Origin of the sequence: Streptomyces sp. WMMC1477 (genome assembly GCF_027460245.1) — a bacterium.
GTDB lineage: Bacteria > Actinomycetota > Actinomycetes > Streptomycetales > Streptomycetaceae > Streptomyces.
Window position 1 is genome coordinate 1,797,255 of record NZ_JAPZBD010000003.1, and the last position, 16,240, is coordinate 1,813,494.

The following is a 16,240-nucleotide window of genomic DNA, read 5'->3' on the forward strand; positions in this document are numbered from 1 at the left end:
CTCGGCACGCGGGCGCTCACGCCTTGCGGTGGCCGATGAGGCGGGGGTGCTGCTCCAGCCCGTCGAGGCCGTGCCAGGCGAGGTTCACCAGGTGGGCGGCGACGTCGGCCTTCTTCGGCTTGCGGGCGTTCAGCCACCACTGGCCGGTGAGGGCCACCATGCCGACGAGCGCCTGGGCGTAGAGCGGGGCGAGCTTCTCGTCGAAGCCGCGGGCGCCGAACTCCCGGCCGAGGATGTCCTCGACCTGCGTGGCGATGTCGCTGATCAGCGAGGCGAAGGTGCCGGTGGTGGAGGCGACGGGCGAGTCGCGCACGAGGATGCGGAAGCCGTCGGTGTAGGTGTCGATGTAGTCCAGCAGGGCGAAGGCGGCCTGCTCCAGCAGCTCGCGGGGGTGGCCGCCGGTGAGAGCGCTGGTCACCATGTCCAGGAGCTGGCGCATCTCACGGTCGACGACCACGGCGTAGAGCCCTTCCTTGCCGCCGAAGTGCTCGTAGACGACCGGCTTGGAGACCCCGGCCTTGGCCGCGATCTCCTCCACCGAGGTGGCCTCGAAGCCGCGCTCGGCGAACAGCCTGCGCCCGATGTCGAGGAGCTGCTCCCGGCGTTCCTTCCCGGTCATGCGGCGTCGCGCACGCCGGGAAGGAGCGTCGGGTTTGTGCTGCTGGGTACTGCCGTCATCGGTCGCCACGGCGACCATCATGCCGCGTCGGCCGTGGCCTTCTCGCGGCGGGAGGAGCGGGGGTCCTCGGCGCGCTTGGCGTCCAGGCGGTGCGCCTGCGGCCAGCGGACGTCGTAGGCCCAGCCGGCCTTCTCGAACCAGCGGATGATACGGGCGCTGGAGTCGATCTGGCCCCGCTGCACGCCGTGCCGGGCGCAGGTGGGGTCGGCGTGGTGCAGGTTGTGCCAGGACTCGCCGCAGGACAGCACGGCCAGCCACCACACGTTGCCGGAGCGGTCGCGGGACTTGAAGGGGCGCTTGCCGACGGCGTGGCAGATGGAGTTGATCGACCACGTGACGTGGTGCAGCAGCGCGACGCGGACCAGGGATCCCCAGAAGAACGCGCTGAGCGCCCCTTCCCAGGACCAGGTGACCAGGCCGCCGACGAGGGCGGGGAACAGCAGGGAGACCGTCGTCCAGAGCACGAACTGGCGGGAGACGGCCCGCAGGGCCGGGTCCTTGACGAGGTCGGGGGCGTACTTCTGCTGCGAGGTCTGCTCGGTGTCGAACATCCAGGCGATGTGGGCCCACCACAGGCCCTTCATGAGCGCCGGCACCGTCTCGCCGTAGCGCCACGGGGAGTGCGGGTCGCCCTCGGCGTCGGAGAACTTGTGGTGCTTGCGGTGGTCCGCGACCCAGCGCACGAGCGGACCCTCGACGGCCAGGGAGCCGGCGATGGCGAGCGCGATGCGCAGGGGCCGCTTGGCCTTGAAGGAGCCGTGGGTGAAGTAGCGGTGGAAGCCGATGGTGATGCCGTGGCATCCCAGGTAGTACATGAAGGCCATCAGGCCGAGGTCGAGCCAGCTGACTCCCCAGCCCCAGGCGAGCGGCACCGCGGCGACGAGCGCCACGAACGGCACCGCGATGAAGAGGAGCAGGGTGATCTGCTCCACCGAGCGGCGCTCCTCCCCGCCCAGGGTGGCGGAGGACGCGGGCGGGAGGTCGTTCGCGGTGGTCCGAACGTGTTCGGCGGTGGTGTCGACGGCGCCGTCGATCAGGTCTGGTGTCGTCGTCATATGTGTCCTCATCCGTCGGGGGGCGGCCCGGCCCACCTACGGGACCGTAACCTACGGTTTCGTAAGTATGGCAGCACTTCGCTCGACCATCACAGGGGCGGACGACTGTGAGGTGCTCGAGTTCGGCGTGACATACCGCACGGCCGGCACGCGGCGTGCGGCACGCGCCGCCGCCCGCGGCGGCGACCGGTGCGTGGACAGCCCGGCCTCGGGGTAGGCGATCGATCTATCCTGGGCGCTCGGACAGCGCGGTCCGTGACCTGCCAAGAGCGAGAATGTCCTGACATCAGGTGTGCCCGCGCTGACGGCGACGCAACCGCAGCAGCCGCTGGCCGGGTGCACCACAGTGCCGCCAAGAGCTGCCGAAGAGCTGCAAGGAGCCGCCCCTCATGAGCAGTGCCGATCCCCGTCCGGAGGCCGTGGAGACCTCGGAGGGAACCAGCGCCCTGCGCACCGAAATCCGCCGACTGGGCGATCTGCTGGGCGAGACGATCGTCCGGCAGGAAGGCCCGGAGCTGCTGGAGCTGGTCGAACGCGTCCGGGCGCTGACCCGCAGCGACGGAGAGGCCGCCGCCGCGCTGCTGGGTGAGACCGACCCGCAGACCGCCGCGAAGCTGGTGCGGGCCTTCTCCATCTACTTCCATCTGGCGAACGTCACCGAGCAGGTGCACCGGGGCCGGGAGATGCGGGAGACGCGCTCGGTCGAGGGCGGCCGGCTGTCGCGCACCGCCGACCTGCTGAAGGACGCCGACCCGGCCCACCTGCGGGAGACGGCCCGGCACCTGGGCGTGCGGCCGGTGTTCACCGCGCACCCCACCGAGGCGGCCCGCCGCTCGGTGCTGACGAAGCTGCGCAAGGTCGCCGAGCTGCTGGAGGTCACCGACTCCGCCGAGCGCCGTCGCACCGACCTGCGGCTGGCGGAGAACATCGACCTGATCTGGCAGACGGACGAGCTGCGCGTGGCCCGCCCCGAACCGACGGACGAGGCCCGCAACGCGGTGTACTACCTGGACGAGCTGCACCGCGGTGCCGTCGGCGACGTCCTGGAGGACCTGGCTGCCGAGCTGGAGCGCGCCGGGGCGCCGCTGCCCGCCGGCTCGCGCCCGCTGACCTTCGGCACCTGGATCGGCGGCGACCGCGACGGCAACCCGAACGTCACCCCGCAGGTGACGTGGGACGTGCTGATGCTCCAGCACGAGCACGGCATCGAGCAGGCCCTGGAGCACGTGGACGAGCTGCGCGGCGCGCTGTCCAGCTCCATCCGCAACTGCGGGGCCACGCAGGAGATGCTGGACTCGCTGAGCGACGACCTGGAGCGGCTGCCGGAGATCAGCCCGCGCTACAAGCGGCTGAACGCCGAGGAGCCCTACCGGCTGAAGGTCACCTGCATCCGGCAGAAGCTGCTCAACACCCGGGACCGGCTCGCGCAGGACAAGCCCCACGTCCCGGGGCGCGACTACCTGGGCACGGGCGAGCTCCTGGCCGACCTCGTGCTCGTCCAGTCCTCGCTGCGGCAGCACCGCGGCGAGCTGATCGCCGACGGGCGGCTGGAGCGGGTGCTGCGCACGCTGGGCGCCTTCGGACTGCAACTCGCGACGCTGGACGTGCGCGAGCACGCCGACGCGCACCACCGTGCGCTGGGCCAGCTCTTCGACCGCCTGGGTGAGGAGTCCTGGCGGTACGAGGACATGCCGCGCGACTACCGGCGCAGGCTGCTGGCGAAGGAGCTGCGTTCGCGGCGCCCGCTGGCCCCGACCCCGGCGCCGCTGGACGAGGCGGGGGCGAAGACCCTCGGCGTCTTCGACACCGTCCGCCGGGCTCTGGACACCTTCGGGCCCGAGGTCGTCGAGTCGTACATCATCTCGATGTGCCAGGGCGCCGACGACGTGTTCGCCGCCGCGATCCTCGCCCGCGAGGCCGGGCTGATCGACCTGCACGCGGGGTGGGCCCGCATCGGTATCGTCCCGCTGCTGGAGACGACCGACGAACTGCGGATCGCGGACGAGCTGCTGGACGCGATGCTCTCCGACCCCTCCTACCGGAAGCTGGTGGCGCTGCGCGGCGACCTCCAGGAGGTCATGCTCGGCTACTCGGACTCCTCGAAGTTCGGCGGCATCACCACCTCGCAGTGGGAGATCCACCGCGCGCAGCGGCGGCTGCGCGACGTCGCGCACCGGCACGGCGTGCGGCTGCGGCTCTTCCACGGCCGCGGCGGCACCGTCGGCCGGGGTGGCGGCCCGACGCACGACGCCATCCTCGCCCAGCCGTACGGGACGCTGGAGGGCGAGATCAAGGTGACCGAGCAGGGCGAGGTCATCTCGGACAAGTACCTGGTGCCCTCCCTCGCGCGGGAGAACCTGGAGCTGACCGTCGCGGCCACCCTCCAGGCGTCCGCGCTGCACACGGCGCCGCGCCAGTCGGACGAGGCGCTGGCCCGCTGGGACGCGGCGATGGACACGGTCTCGGAGGCGGCGCACGGCGCCTACCGCGCCCTGGTGGAGGACCCGGACCTGCCCGCGTACTTCTTCGCCGCCACGCCGGTCGACCAGCTCGCCGAGCTGCACCTGGGCTCGCGTCCGGCCCGGCGCCCCGACTCGGGGGCCGGGCTCGACGGGCTGCGGGCGATCCCGTGGGTGTTCGGCTGGACGCAGTCGCGGCAGATCGTGCCGGGCTGGTTCGGTGTGGGCACCGGGCTGAAGGCGGCCCGGGAGGCCGGGCTCGGCGACGTCCTGGCCGAGGCGCAGGAGCGCTGGCACTTCTTCCGCAACTTCCTGTCGAACGTCGAGATGACGCTGGCCAAGACGGACCTGCGGATCGCCCGGCACTACGTGGAGACGCTGGTGCCGGCCGAGCTGCGGCACGTCTTCGACGTCATCGAGGCGGAGCACGCGCTGACCGTGCGGGAGGTGCTGCACATCACCGGGGAGAGCGAGCTGCTGGAGTCGAACCCCGTGCTGCGGCAGACGCTGAAGATCCGCGACGCCTACCTGGACCCGATCTCCTACCTCCAGGTGGCCCTGTTGGACCGGCAGCGGCGGGCCGCCGAGCGCGGCGAGGCGCCGGACCAGACGGTCTCCCGGGCGCTCCTGCTGACGGTCAACGGGGTGGCCGCGGGCCTGCGCAACACGGGCTGACCCCTTCCCGCAACGGCTGACCGCCCGCCGCGGGGCACCCGGGCCGAGTGCTCCGGGCGCCCCGCGGCGGCCGTCCGGGGGTCACGGGGGTGGCCCCCGACTGGCGTGGGTCAGGCGGGCTTGCGGGCCACCGCGAAGATCCGGCGGAACGGGAACACCGTGCCGTCCGGGCCCTCGGGGTAGGCGGCCCGCAGGAGGTCGCGGTACTCGGCGACGAACGCCTCCGCGGCCTCCGGGTCGTCGGCGAGGGTCGTCAGCACCGGGCGCAGGGCCGTGCCGCGCACCCAGTCGAGCACGGCGTCGCGGCCCTGGAGGAGCTGGACGTACGTCGTCTCCCACACGTCGGCCGTGCAGCCGAGGTCGGTGAGCCACCGGAGGTACTCGGCCGGTTCGAGGATGTGGACGTAGCGGCGGCCCTGGTCCGCCAGGCGTGCCCGCCAGCGGGGGGCGTCGCACAGTTCGCCGAGCAGCGCATGGCTGGGCGAGGTGAAGTTGCCGGGCACCTGGAAGGCCAGCACGCCGCCGGGCGGCAGCGCCTCCAGCCAGGCCTTGAAGCGTTCGGCGTGGCCGCGCACCCACTGGAGCGCGGCGTTGGAGACGATCAGGTCGTACTGCTCCTGGGGTTCCCAGTCGGCGATGTCGCCGCGGGTGAAGTCGAGGTGTCCGCCGCCCGGGGTGCCGCCCTCACGAGTCCGGGCGGCGGCGAGCATCTGGGGTGAGCTGTCGTAGCCGGTGATGCGCGCGTCGGGCCAGCGGCGGGCCAGCAGCTCCGTCACGTTGCCGGGGCCGCAGCCCAGGTCGGCGATGCGGGCCGGGCGCCCGGCCGCGGGCAGCTCGGGTATGCGTTCCAGCAGGTCGTGGAAGGGGCGGGTGCGGTGGTCCGTGTGCTGAAGGTAGATCTGTGGGTCCCAGGTTGGAGCGGACGACATGTGTGGTGCCTCCTCGCGTGCGTCGGACCGGCCCTGCCTGACAGGCGGTCCCGGCCATCGGAGCCTTCCACCCTGGGAGGGCCGTCATCCCTCGAATTTATCTCGACATCAAGAAACTTTATGGCGACACAACTACTACACTGATCGCATGGAGGACGAGGTCGATCGACTGGTGGCAGCGTGGCGCCGTGAACGCCCCGATCTCGACGTGGAACCGCTCGAAGTGCTCAGCCGGGTCAGCCGGCTCGCCCGCCACCTCGACCGGGCCCGTCGGATCGCGTTCGCGGAGCACGGGCTGGAGCCCTGGGAGTTCGACGTCCTCACCTCCCTGCGGCGCGCCGGTGCGCCCTACCAGCTCTCCCCCGGCCAGCTCCTCACCCAGACGCTGGTGACCTCCGGCACCATGACGAACCGCATCGACCGGCTCGCCAAGAAGGGCCTCGTCGAGCGGCTGCCCGACCCCAGCGACCGCCGCGGCGTCCTCGTCCGCCTCACCGGCGAGGGCCGGGACCGCGCGGACCAGGCCCTCGCCGGGCTGCTCGCCCAGGAGCGGGCCATCCTCGTCGAGCTGTCCACCGCCCAGCGCTCGGACCTCGCCGGACTGCTGCGCCGGCTCACCGCCCCCTTCGACAACGTTCCCGCCGGGCCCTGACGTCAGGGGCCGGGCTGTGCCGCCGGTCCGCCCCCGCCCGGGGCCCCGCCCGACGCGCCGATCCCCGCCCGGCGCGCCAACGCCACCGCGGCCAGCGTCGAGTGGACGCCCAGCTTGCCCAGCACGTTCTGCATGTGCGTCCGCACCGTGTGCGGGGACAGGTACAGGCGCTCCGCTACCGCGTTCCGCCCGAGCCCCGCCACCATGCACCGCAGCACCTCGTGCTCCCGCGGGGTCAGCGAGGCCAGCAGCCGCTCCCCCTCGCTGCGCTGCCGCGCCCCCGCCGTCAACTCCCGCAGCACGCCCGTCAACAGCGCGGGCGGCACGTGCGTCTCGTCCCGCAGCGCCCCCCGGACGACGAGCAGCAGCCGGGACAGCGACGCCCCCTTGGCCACCCAGCCCACCGCCCCCGCCTGGAACGCCGCGGCGGCACGCCGCGAGTCGTCCCGCGCCGCCAGCACGACCGTCCGCAGCCCCGGATGCGCCCGCCGCAGCCGCGCCAGCAGCGGCGCCCCCTCCACCGCGCCGGGCCCCGGCTCCCCGCCCGAGCCGATCAGCTCGACGTCGACCAGCAGCACCCCGAAGGGCCGCCCGTCCACCGCGCCCCGCTCCAGACAGCGCACCACGGCCTCCCCGCTCGACGTCGCCGCAGGCTCCAAGTCCGGCTCGGCCGCGAGCGCCGCGGCCATCGACTCGGCGAACACCCGGTGGCCGTCCGCCACCAGTACCCGGATCCGTCGCACACACCCACCCCTCGGCACACCCCCGGCACGGTGCGGACCAGGGTACGGACGCCGCGTCCCGGCGGAAGCCCCGCCGCGGTATCCGTCCGGGCCCGGCCGGGAAAAGCGTTCCCGGCCCAGGCCCCCGGCGGCCTAGTGTGGCGCGCATGTACACCTTCGACACGACGGTCAGCCCGGCCCGTCGCGACCTGCTGGTCTCCCGGCTGCGGGAGACCAACACCCGGCGCTCCCCCGTGCTGGCCGCGATGCGCGACACCCCGCTGGACACCGACGTCCCCCTGCACGTCCACGCCCTCGGCCCCGAGGACGGCGACGCCCTCGCCGGCGGGCTCGTCGGGCACGTCTGGGGGCGGTGGCTGCACGTCGACTACCTGTGGGTCGACGAGCACCACCGCGGCGCCGGACTCGGCGGTCGGCTCCTCGCCCGTGCCGAGGAGATCGCCCGCCGAGAGCACGACTGCCTCTTCGCCCGGGTCGGCACCTGGGACTTCCAGGCCCCCGGCTTCTACCAACTGCACGGCTACACCATCGCGCTGGCGCTGCCCGACTACCCGCCCGGCGTCACCGACTACCTGCTCACCAAGCCGCTCACCTGAGGAGCCCCGTCCGCACGGCCAGGGCCGCCGCCTCCAGCCGGGAACCCACCTCCAGCTTGGACAGCACCCGCTGCACGTGCGTCCGTGCCGTGCTCGGCGCGATGCCCAGCGCCGCCGCGACCCCCCGGGTGTCCTCGCCCTCGGCTACCCGCGTCAGCACCTCGATCTCCCGGACCGTCAGCAGGGCCCGCAGTCGCGCGGCCTCCTCCCCCGGCCCCGGCGCCGGGTGCAGCAGCTCGGTGAACGCCTGCCGCAACAGCTCCGGCGTGACCGCCGCCTCCCCCGCCCGCACCCGGCACAGCGCCCGGTCCACCTGGGCCACCCGCTCCCCGCAGGGCACGTAGCCGCACGCCCCGGCGGCGAACGCTGCCGCCACGCCCCGGGGATGGGGCACCGGGCCGAGCACGACGACGGACGTCAGCGGCTGCCGCGCCCTGATCAGCGCCACGGGCTCGAACGCCCCCGGCGTCCCGGGCACACCCGTCCCCCACAGGCACACCTCGGGCCGCCTGCGCACCACCACCTCGACGGCGTCCGCGTCCGCGGTCAGCGCGGCCAGCACCCGGTGCCCGCGCAGCCGCAGCGCCGAGGCCAACGCCTCGGCCTGCAGCCGGTACTCGTCGACGACCACGACCCGTACCCCCATCACCGCTCCCGCCCCTCTCCGCCCGTCCGTCCCCCGAACGCCGGCCGTGTGCGCACACCGTCGTCGCACGGTCCGCGGTGCGCCCGCTCACACGATCCGTAGCCGGGCAAGCTACCGCCTCGCGCCCGCCCGCGCAGCCCCGAAACCCAGCCCCGACGCCCAGCCCTGACACGACGGCGGGCCGCACGCGACGACGCGTGCGGCCCGCCCGGTGCGGCCCGTGCTCAGCGCACGGCCATCAGCACCGCCTTGTTGAGGGAGGTCTCCTTGAACAGCTGGTGCGCGACCAGCAGGAACGTGCCGTTGCCGTACAGAGGCCGGGCGTTGGAGGTCGTGGTCATCCGCCGCAGGTCCTCGTCGTCGTCCGTCGGCAGTTCGAGGAAGAGCTCGCCCTTGCCCGTCGCCGGGTCCAGGAGCTGGAGGTTGGCCTCCACCTCGTAGCCGCCGTCGGCGAAGGCCAGCAGCTTCCCGTCGTGCATGGCGACCGGCGAGATGCTCCCCGCCTGCCCCAGCTCGAAGACCTGCTTCTGGCCGCCGGTCTTGAGGTCGTAGGAGACGATCTCGTTCGTCCGGCTCTCGCCGCCCTGGTGGGCCTTCGTCTCCAGGTAGATCACGTTGGCGTCCGGGTCCACGACGACGTTGTGGGCTTCCGTCAGGCCGATGCCCGCGGAGTCGTACTGGAAGCGCTCCTCGTCAACGGTGATCTTCTGCTGGAGCTTCAGGTCCTGGGAGAGGACCATCAGGTCGGTGATGGAGATGCTGCTCTCACCGCCCGCGTTGACGCCGATGACCAGGGGGTCGGTCGAGAACACCCGCTTGATCTCCACGCCGTTCGGAGCGACCCACTCGGCCTTCTTGCCCCCCTTCGCGTCCAGGTGCTGGAGCTTCTCCTCGTCGCCGAAGCCGCACTCGACCTTCGAGAGGAACATGTCGCCGCCCACGTAGGCACGGTCCCGGCACTCGGTGTAGTCCTCGGTGGGCTTCCACAGCAGCTTGCCGCTGGTCAGGTTGTAGGCGGCCGAGCCGCCGATCCAGGCGGCGCCGGCGATGTCGCCGCTGACCCCGATCTGCGGGTAGCTGACGTCGGCCATGCTCTCGCCTTCCTTGGCCGGAAGGTCCGCGCGCCACAGCTCCTTGCCCGCCGCGAGGTCGATGCCCATGGCCTTCTCGCACTTGCGGCCCCACAGGATCATCGTCTTGTCGCCGGAGGCCGTGTCCGCCGCGGCGCACCGCTCACCGCGGACCGCCGGGATCTCCCAGGCCTTCCGACCCGTCTCCAGGTTGTAGGCGCGGACCGCGTCGTGCTCGTACTTGACGACGTTGTCACCGGCGAACCAGACGCCCGGGAGCTCCATGATGATCTTGGCGTTGAAGTCGGTGGGCGGCTCGACCTGCCAGGCCAGCTCGCCCTTGGTGTCCTGCGGCTCCTTCTGCTCGCCCCCCTTGCCACCGTCCTGGCCGCCGTCGGCACCGCCGTCCTCGCCGCCCTGGCTGTGGCCCTTGTCGTCGTCCTTGGCCTGCGGGTCGTCGTCACCGCCGGTGAACAGGAAGATGCCGCCGACGGCGATCAGCGCGACGGCCACCACGGCCGCCACGATGACCAGCAGCTTCTTGTTCCCGCCGCCCTGGCCCTGCGGCACGTTCGGCAGCGGGTACGTCGGCTGCTGGCCGTAGGGGCCGGGCTGTCCCGGCTGGGCGTACGGCGCGGGCTGGCCCGGCTGCCCGTACGGGCCCGGCTGTGCGTAGGGGCCGGGCTGGCCCGGGGCCTGACCGGGCCCCTGCGGGTAGCCGTAGCCCGCGGGCGGCGGCGTCTGGGCCGGGTCCTGGCCGGGGGGCTGGCCGGGCGCCTGCGGGTAGCCGTAACCACCGGGTGCCTGCCCGGGCGGCGGCGGGGTCTGCGGCGGCTGACCGGGCTGCTCCGGCCCCTTCTGGAACGAGGGGCCCTCGGCCGGAGGCTCCGGCGGCGGGCCGAAGCCGCCGGACGGCGGCTGGTTCGGCGGCTGTCCCGGGGGCCCCGGCGGCTGGTTGGGCGGCTGGCTGGGTGGCGGCGGCTGCGACATGGCGGTCCTTCTGCGCATGCGGACCGATTGCCCTGCCCCTCATTCCCCCGTAGGGACGAGCGAATCGGACATTTGGCCCGCCTGGTCTCGGCAATCGACTGGAACTTGGGCGAAGCCCTTTGTACCACCGGACACCGAAGGCTCCTCGTTCGGTTCCCAGGAGGCACCGCAGTCGCCACCGAGCCGGAACACACCCGTTACCGGCGGCAGTCCGGAAGACGGCCGCCGCACCGCCCACCGGGACGTCCCGGGCCGGGTCACTGCCCGTCGGCCAGTTCCAGCCAGCGCAGCTCCAGCTCGTCCTTCCGCTCCGTCAGCTCGCGCAGCTCACCGTCGAGTTCCGCGACGCGTTCGAAGTCGGTTGCGCACTCGGCCATCCGCGCGTGCAGGGTGCTCTGCCGCTCGCCGAGCTTGTCGAGCTGCCGCTCGATGCGCTGCAGTTCCTTCTGCGCGGCCCGGGAGACGGCGGCGGGCTTCCCGGCCGCCGGGGTGGCCGGGGCCGCGGCCCCACCCGTCGCACCGGCGCCCGTCGCGCCACCGCCTGCCGCACCGCCCGGCCCCTGGGCGGCCCGGGCCCGCTCGCGCCGCTCCAGGTACTCGTCGATCCCGCGCGGCAGCATCCGCAGCGTCCGGTCACCGAGCAGGGCGAACACCCGGTCGGTGGTGCGCTCGACGAAGTAGCGGTCGTGGCTGATGACGACCAGCGAGCCGGGCCAGCCGTCGAGCAGGTCCTCCAGCTGCGTCAGCGTCTCGATGTCCAGGTCGTTCGTGGGCTCGTCCAGGAACAGCACGTTGGGCTCGTCCATGAGCAGGCGCAGCAGCTGGAGCCGGCGCCGCTCACCACCCGACAGGTCGCCCACCGGCGTCCACTGCTTCTCCTTGCCGAAGCCGAACTGCTCGCAGAGCTGCGAGGCGGTCATCTCGCGCCCCTTGCCCAGGTCCACCCGGCCCCGGACGCCCTCCACGGCCTCCAGCACCCGCAGGGCCGGGTCCAGCTCGGAGACCTCCTGGGACAGGTAGGCCAGCCGCACCGTGCGTCCGACGGTGATCCGGCCCCCGGCGGGCTGCTCCTCGCCGTCGCTGCGCGCCGCGGAGTCCATGGCCCGCAGCAGCGAGGTCTTGCCCGCTCCGTTGACGCCGACGAGGCCGATGCGGTCACCCGGCCCGAGCTGCCAGGTCAGACGCTCCAGCAGTGCGTGCGGGCCGGCCTGGACGGTGACGTCCTCCAGGTCGAACACCGTCTTGCCGAGCCGGGCCCCGGCGAAGCGCGTCAGCTCGGCGCTGTCCCGGGCGGGCGGCTCGCTCTCGATCAGCGCGTTGGCCGCCTCGATCCGGAAGCGCGGCTTGCTGGTGCGGGCGGGGGCGCCCCGGCGCAGCCAGGCCAGCTCCTTGCGGACGAGGTTGCGCCGCTTGGCCTCCTCCGACGCGGCGATGCGCTCGCGCTCGGCCCGGGCGAAGACGTAGTCGCTGTAGCCGCCCTCGTACTCGTGGACGACGCCCCCCTGCACGTCCCACATCCGGGTGCAGACCTGGTCGAGGAACCAGCGGTCGTGGGTGACGCACACGAGCGCCGAGCGGCGGGCCCGCAGGTGCGCCGCGAGCCAGGAGATGCCCTCGACGTCAAGGTGGTTGGTGGGCTCGTCGAGCACGACGAGGTCCTGCTCGGCGATGAGGAGCTTGGCCAGAGCGATCCGGCGCCGCTCGCCACCGGAGAGCGGGCCGATGACGGTGTCCATGCCCTGCGGGAAGCCGGGCAGGTCCAGCCCGCCGAACAGCCCGGTCAGCACGTCCCGCACCCGGGCGTTCCCGGCCCACTCGTGGTCGGCCAGCTCCCCGACGACCTCCTGTCGGACGGTGGCGGTCGGGTCCAGGGCGTCGTGCTGCGTCAGCACACCCAGCCGAAGCCCGCCCGCATGGGTGACCCGGCCCTCGTCGGCCCGTTCCAGCTTGGCCAGGATGCGGATCAGCGTCGTCTTGCCGTCGCCGTTGCGGCCCACGACCCCGATCCGGTCCCCCTCACTCACGCCGAGGGAGATGCCGTCCAGCAGGGTGCGCAGCGTGTACGCCTTGCTGACGGCTTCCAGATTGACCAGGTTGACGGCCATACGGTGCGGCTCCTTGTCACGGTGGGGCAATTCCCCAGCGTAGTCGCACCATTCGCCCCGCACCCGGGGGGCGGTCCGTGCGCGGGGCGGAGGTCGGGGTGGAGTCGGCGGTCCGGGCGGGGCGGGTCAGCCCGCGTTGAGGATCTCCGCCACGACCGGTCCGGCGTTCGTGCCGCCGTGTCCCGAGTTCGGGATCACCGCGGCGGCGGCCAGGTCGTCGCTGTAGCCGATGAACCACGCGTTGGGCTTGTCCTGGCCGTCCACCTCGGCGGAGCCGGTCTTGCCGCCCTTGTCGCCGCCGACGGAGGCCATCGCCTGGGCGGCGGTGCCGCTGGTGGCAGTCGTCTTCATCAGCGAGCGCAGCTCGGCCGCCAGCGCCGGGCTCATCGCGCGCGGCGCGGTGGCCAGCTTGCGGTTGTCCACCGTGGGCGGGACGAGGTACGGCTGCTTGAACACGCCCGCCTTCACCGTCGCCGCGACGGAGGCCATGTTGAGCGGGTTCGCACGCACCCCGCCCTGGCCGATCAGGGAGGCGGCCATCTGGGCGTCGGCCTGCACGGGGACCGAGCCGTCGAACGTCCCGGTGCCGACGCTCCAGGTCAGGCCGATGCCGAAGAGGTCCCGGGCCTGCTGGGTCAGGTCGTCGTCGGCGAGCTCGGGAGCCTGGCTGATGAAAGCGGTGTTGCAGGACGCGGCGAAGCTGTCCCGGAAGGTGCCGCCCTCGATCTCGAACTCGTCCAGGTTCTGGAACTTCCAGCCACCGTGGGTGAAGTACTTCGGGCACGGGTGCGGCTTGTCGGCGCTGGCCAGGTTCTTCTCGATGAGCATCGAGGCGCTGACGACCTTCCAGGTCGAGCCCGGGGCGTACGAGCCGCGCAGCGCCGCGTTGAAGCCGCCGGCCGGGGCGTCCGCGATGGCCAGGATCTCGCCGGTGCTGGGCCGGACGGCGACGGCCGCGCCGTTCTTCCTGTCCTTGAGCGCGGCCTGCGCGGCCCGCTGGAGGTTCGCGTCGATGGTGGTCGGGATCTTGCCCGGCTCACCCTCCGACAGCTTCGTCAGGACCTTCTTCTCCTCGCCGCCCTTGTCGACGATCCGCATCGAGACGGGGGCGACGCCCTCGGAGTCCTCGGCGTAGCGCTTGGAGACGTCGAGGAGCACCTCCTTCAGCTCGGGGAACTCCTCGGCCGTCAGCTCCTCGCCGTCCCGGTCGACGGTGATCACCTCGGGCATGCCGCCCGCGTCGGTGACGATCCGCTCCCCCTCGGCCAGCTCCGGGTGCAGCACGGAGGGCTCCCAGTCGACGACGGGCTCCCCGGTGTCGGCGTCCCGGACGACGGTCAGCGCGCCGTCGTACTCGACGCTGCCGGTCACGTCCTCGTGGGCGAGCTGGGCGGTGAGGTCGAAGGGCACCTTCGCCCCGCTGGGCGCGCCCTCCGTGAGCGTCACGCCCGTGACCCCGGCGTCCTCGGTGAACGCCGTCAGGGCGGCCCTGGCAGCGGCCTCCTCGTCGGTGAGCTCGGCCGCCTTCGCGGCGTCCCCGGACTCCCACGCGGTGAGGAACTCCTCCGCCACGCCCCGCACCTCGGTGGCGCTGAGCGGGCCGGTCTCCTTACCGCCGGGCTTGCCGTCGTCCTGGCCGCTCACGGTGCTGTTGCCGCTGCCCTCGTCGTCCCCCACCAGGGCGTACGCGCCGAAACCGGCCGTCGCCACGGCAACGGCACAGACGGCGCCGATCACCGCCATGCGCTGAGCGTCTCTCATAAGTCCTCGGTCCTCCACCCCTCCCCGGTGGCCACCGGGGACCACGTCGCACCCTAGAGCACGCACCCGGCGGTGTGGTGGCGCCGTCCTTCCCGGAGCCGGGCCGTTGCCGGAGTGTGACAGAGCGGACCGGCCGGAGCGCGACAGCGCCGCCCGGCCCGCCGGTCAGATCCAGGTGCCCAGCCACATGCGGGCGCGCCACTCCTCCATGGAGAGCTCCTGGCCGGTGTAGAGCGGCCAGAAGTAGACGAAGTTCCACACGACGAGCAGCGCGAGCACCCCGCAGGCCACCAGCCCGACGGCCCGGCGCACCTCGGTCGAGCGCGGCGGCCCGGCCGCCGCGCCCAGCAGCTGGGCGACCGCGAGGCACAGGAAGGGCACGAACACGACGGCGTAGAAGTAGAAGATGGTGCGTTCCTGGAAGACGAACCACGGCAGGTAGCCGGCCGCCAGCCCGCACAGCAGCGCGCCGGAGCGCCAGTCCCGCCGCAGCGCCCAGCGGTAGAGGGCGTACACGAGCGCGGCGCAGCCGAGCCACCACAGCAGCGGCGTGCCCAGCGCCAGCACCTCCTGGGCGCAGCCCCCGCCCTCCGCGCAGCCACCCTCGCCCGGCTCGCGGGACTCGTAGAAGTACGACACGGGCCGCGCGGTCACGATCCAGCTCCACGGGTGGGAGTCGTACGCGTGCCCGTCGGTGAGGTCGACGTGGAAGGTGAGCTTCTGCCACTCGTAGTGCCACAGGCTGCGCAGCGGGCCGGGCACGAAGCCGAAGGACGTCTCGGCCCCCGGTCCCTCGTGCCAGTTCCGGTGGTAGCCGCCGTCGCTGGCGAACCAGCCGCTCCAGGACGCGAGGTAGACCAGCCCCGCGACGGGGACGAGGGAGAGGAAGGCGGGGCCCGCGTCCCGGCGGAGCATGGCCCGCAGCGGCCGCCGGGCCCCCGCGGTGCGCCGGGCCCCGACGTCCCAGGCGACGGTGAGCAGGCCGAACGCGGCCAGCACGAACAGCCCGCTCCACTTCGTCCCGCAGGCGAGCCCGAGGCAGACCCCGGCCGCGAGCCGCCAGGGGCGCGCGCCCAGCGGCAGGGCGGCGACGGCGTCGTCCGGACGGTCCTGGGGCAGGGCGGCGGCCAGCCGGGCCCGGGTCCGGTCGCGGTCGAGGAGCAGGCAGCCGAAGGCGGCCAGCACGAAGAACATGAGGACGATGTCGAGGAGCGCGGTGCGGCTCATGACGAAGTGCAGGCCGTCCACGGCCAGCAGCGCGCCCGCGACGCAGCCGAGCAGGGTCGAGCGGAACAGCCGGCGGCCGATCCGGCACAGCATGAGCACGGACAGGGTGCCCAGCACCGCCACCATGAAGCGCCAGCCGAACGGCGTCAGGCCGAAGAGCTGCTCGCCCACGGCGATGACCCACTTGCCCACCGGCGGATGCACGACGTAGGAGGGGTTTTCCAGGAGCGGGATCGACTGCGGGTCGGCCAGGATGGCCTCATTGGCCCCCTTGTCCCAGGTGCCCTCGTAGAACAGCTCCCGCAGCGACCAGGCGTCCTTGGCGTAGTACGTCTCGTCGAATATCACCTCGCGCGGGGAGCCGAGCCGCCAGAACCGCATCAGCCCGGCCACGAGCGCGACGAGGAGCGGCCCGCCCCAGCCGCGCCACCGCGGCTCGACGCCGAGCACCGACCACACGCGCGCCCGCGCCACCGGGAAGGGCGGGACCAGCCGCTCCCGCACCCCGTCGCGCGGCGGGGGCGCGTAGCCGTAGCGGCGCAGCCGGTCCGGCCACCCTGAACGGGTGGGTTCGATCGCGGGGCGCTCCCGGCCCGGCGCCGTGATCTCACTCCTCACCGGGACATCGTAGGGAACGCGGGGCGCGGCGGTCC

At 73.2% G+C, this 16,240-nt stretch carries 12 protein-coding genes; 3 read left to right on the plus strand and 9 right to left on the minus strand.

Going from position 1 to position 16,240, the window contains the following annotated elements:
* Nucleotides 1-16: 16 nt before the first annotated feature.
* Together O7609_RS08205 and O7609_RS08210 are read right to left on the minus strand one after the other, a co-directional pair.
* Complete coding sequence (locus O7609_RS08205) at nucleotides 17-700, minus strand: TetR/AcrR family transcriptional regulator (protein ID WP_269734297.1); 684 nt, start codon at nucleotides 698-700, stop codon at nucleotides 17-19.
* Nucleotides 697-1,734 carry an acyl-CoA desaturase gene (locus O7609_RS08210; protein ID WP_269734298.1) on the minus strand — a complete coding sequence of 346 codons (1,038 nt, stop codon included), beginning with the start codon at nucleotides 1,732-1,734 and terminating at the stop codon, nucleotides 697-699. The genes O7609_RS08205 and O7609_RS08210 overlap by 4 nt, the downstream gene beginning before the upstream one ends.
* 389 nt (nucleotides 1,735-2,123) lie before the next feature.
* Here O7609_RS08210 and ppc point away from each other — a divergent pair, with 389 nt between their 5' ends.
* Nucleotides 2,124-4,868: a phosphoenolpyruvate carboxylase gene (ppc, locus tag O7609_RS08215; protein WP_269734299.1), complete on the plus strand. Its 2,745-nt coding sequence runs from the start codon at nucleotides 2,124-2,126 to the stop codon at nucleotides 4,866-4,868.
* Nucleotides 4,869-4,978: 110 nt separating this feature from the next.
* Here ppc and O7609_RS08220 read toward each other — a convergent pair whose 3' ends face one another.
* The gene (locus O7609_RS08220) at nucleotides 4,979-5,797 is read right to left on the minus strand and encodes a trans-aconitate 2-methyltransferase (protein WP_269734300.1); all 819 of its coding nucleotides are present in this window, start codon (nucleotides 5,795-5,797) and stop codon (nucleotides 4,979-4,981) included.
* A 148-nt stretch (nucleotides 5,798-5,945) separates the two neighbouring features.
* Between O7609_RS08220 and O7609_RS08225 the strand changes: the two genes are divergently transcribed.
* The gene (locus O7609_RS08225; protein WP_269734301.1) at nucleotides 5,946-6,449 is read left to right on the plus strand and encodes a MarR family winged helix-turn-helix transcriptional regulator; all 504 of its coding nucleotides are present in this window, start codon (nucleotides 5,946-5,948) and stop codon (nucleotides 6,447-6,449) included.
* 2 nt (nucleotides 6,450-6,451) lie between these two features.
* Here O7609_RS08225 and O7609_RS08230 read toward each other — a convergent pair whose 3' ends face one another.
* Complete coding sequence (locus tag O7609_RS08230) at nucleotides 6,452-7,192, minus strand: response regulator transcription factor (RefSeq protein WP_269734302.1); 741 nt, start codon at nucleotides 7,190-7,192, stop codon at nucleotides 6,452-6,454.
* A gap of 146 nt (nucleotides 7,193-7,338) precedes the next feature.
* On the opposite strand from O7609_RS08230, the gene O7609_RS08235 reads away from it, so the two are divergent.
* On the plus strand, nucleotides 7,339-7,788 hold the full coding sequence (locus O7609_RS08235) for a GNAT family N-acetyltransferase (protein ID WP_269743335.1): 450 nt from the start codon (nucleotides 7,339-7,341) through the stop codon (nucleotides 7,786-7,788).
* On the opposite strand, the gene O7609_RS08240 is transcribed toward O7609_RS08235, so the two are convergent.
* The 5 genes from O7609_RS08240 to O7609_RS08260 all read right to left on the minus strand — a co-directional run bounded on the left by O7609_RS08240 (nucleotide 7,781) and on the right by O7609_RS08260 (nucleotide 16,205).
* A complete protein-coding gene (locus O7609_RS08240) occupies nucleotides 7,781-8,434 on the minus strand; it encodes a response regulator transcription factor (RefSeq protein ID WP_269743336.1) in 654 nt (217 codons plus the stop codon). The genes O7609_RS08235 and O7609_RS08240 overlap by 8 nt on opposite strands.
* 224 nt (nucleotides 8,435-8,658) lie before the next feature.
* Nucleotides 8,659-10,494 (minus strand): outer membrane protein assembly factor BamB family protein, encoded by a 1,836-nt coding sequence (locus tag O7609_RS08245; RefSeq protein ID WP_269734305.1) that lies wholly within the window; start codon nucleotides 10,492-10,494, stop codon nucleotides 8,659-8,661.
* Nucleotides 10,495-10,751: 257 nt separating this feature from the next.
* The gene (locus O7609_RS08250; protein ID WP_269734306.1) at nucleotides 10,752-12,599 is read right to left on the minus strand and encodes an ABC-F family ATP-binding cassette domain-containing protein; all 1,848 of its coding nucleotides are present in this window, start codon (nucleotides 12,597-12,599) and stop codon (nucleotides 10,752-10,754) included.
* Between the two features lie 126 nt (nucleotides 12,600-12,725).
* Nucleotides 12,726-14,360, minus strand: a complete 1,635-nt coding sequence (locus tag O7609_RS08255; protein WP_269734307.1) for a penicillin-binding transpeptidase domain-containing protein — start codon at nucleotides 14,358-14,360, stop codon at nucleotides 12,726-12,728.
* A gap of 165 nt (nucleotides 14,361-14,525) precedes the next feature.
* On the minus strand, nucleotides 14,526-16,205 hold the full coding sequence (locus tag O7609_RS08260; protein ID WP_443072082.1) for a dolichyl-phosphate-mannose--protein mannosyltransferase: 1,680 nt from the start codon (nucleotides 16,203-16,205) through the stop codon (nucleotides 14,526-14,528).
* Between the last annotated feature and the right edge of the window lie 35 nt (nucleotides 16,206-16,240).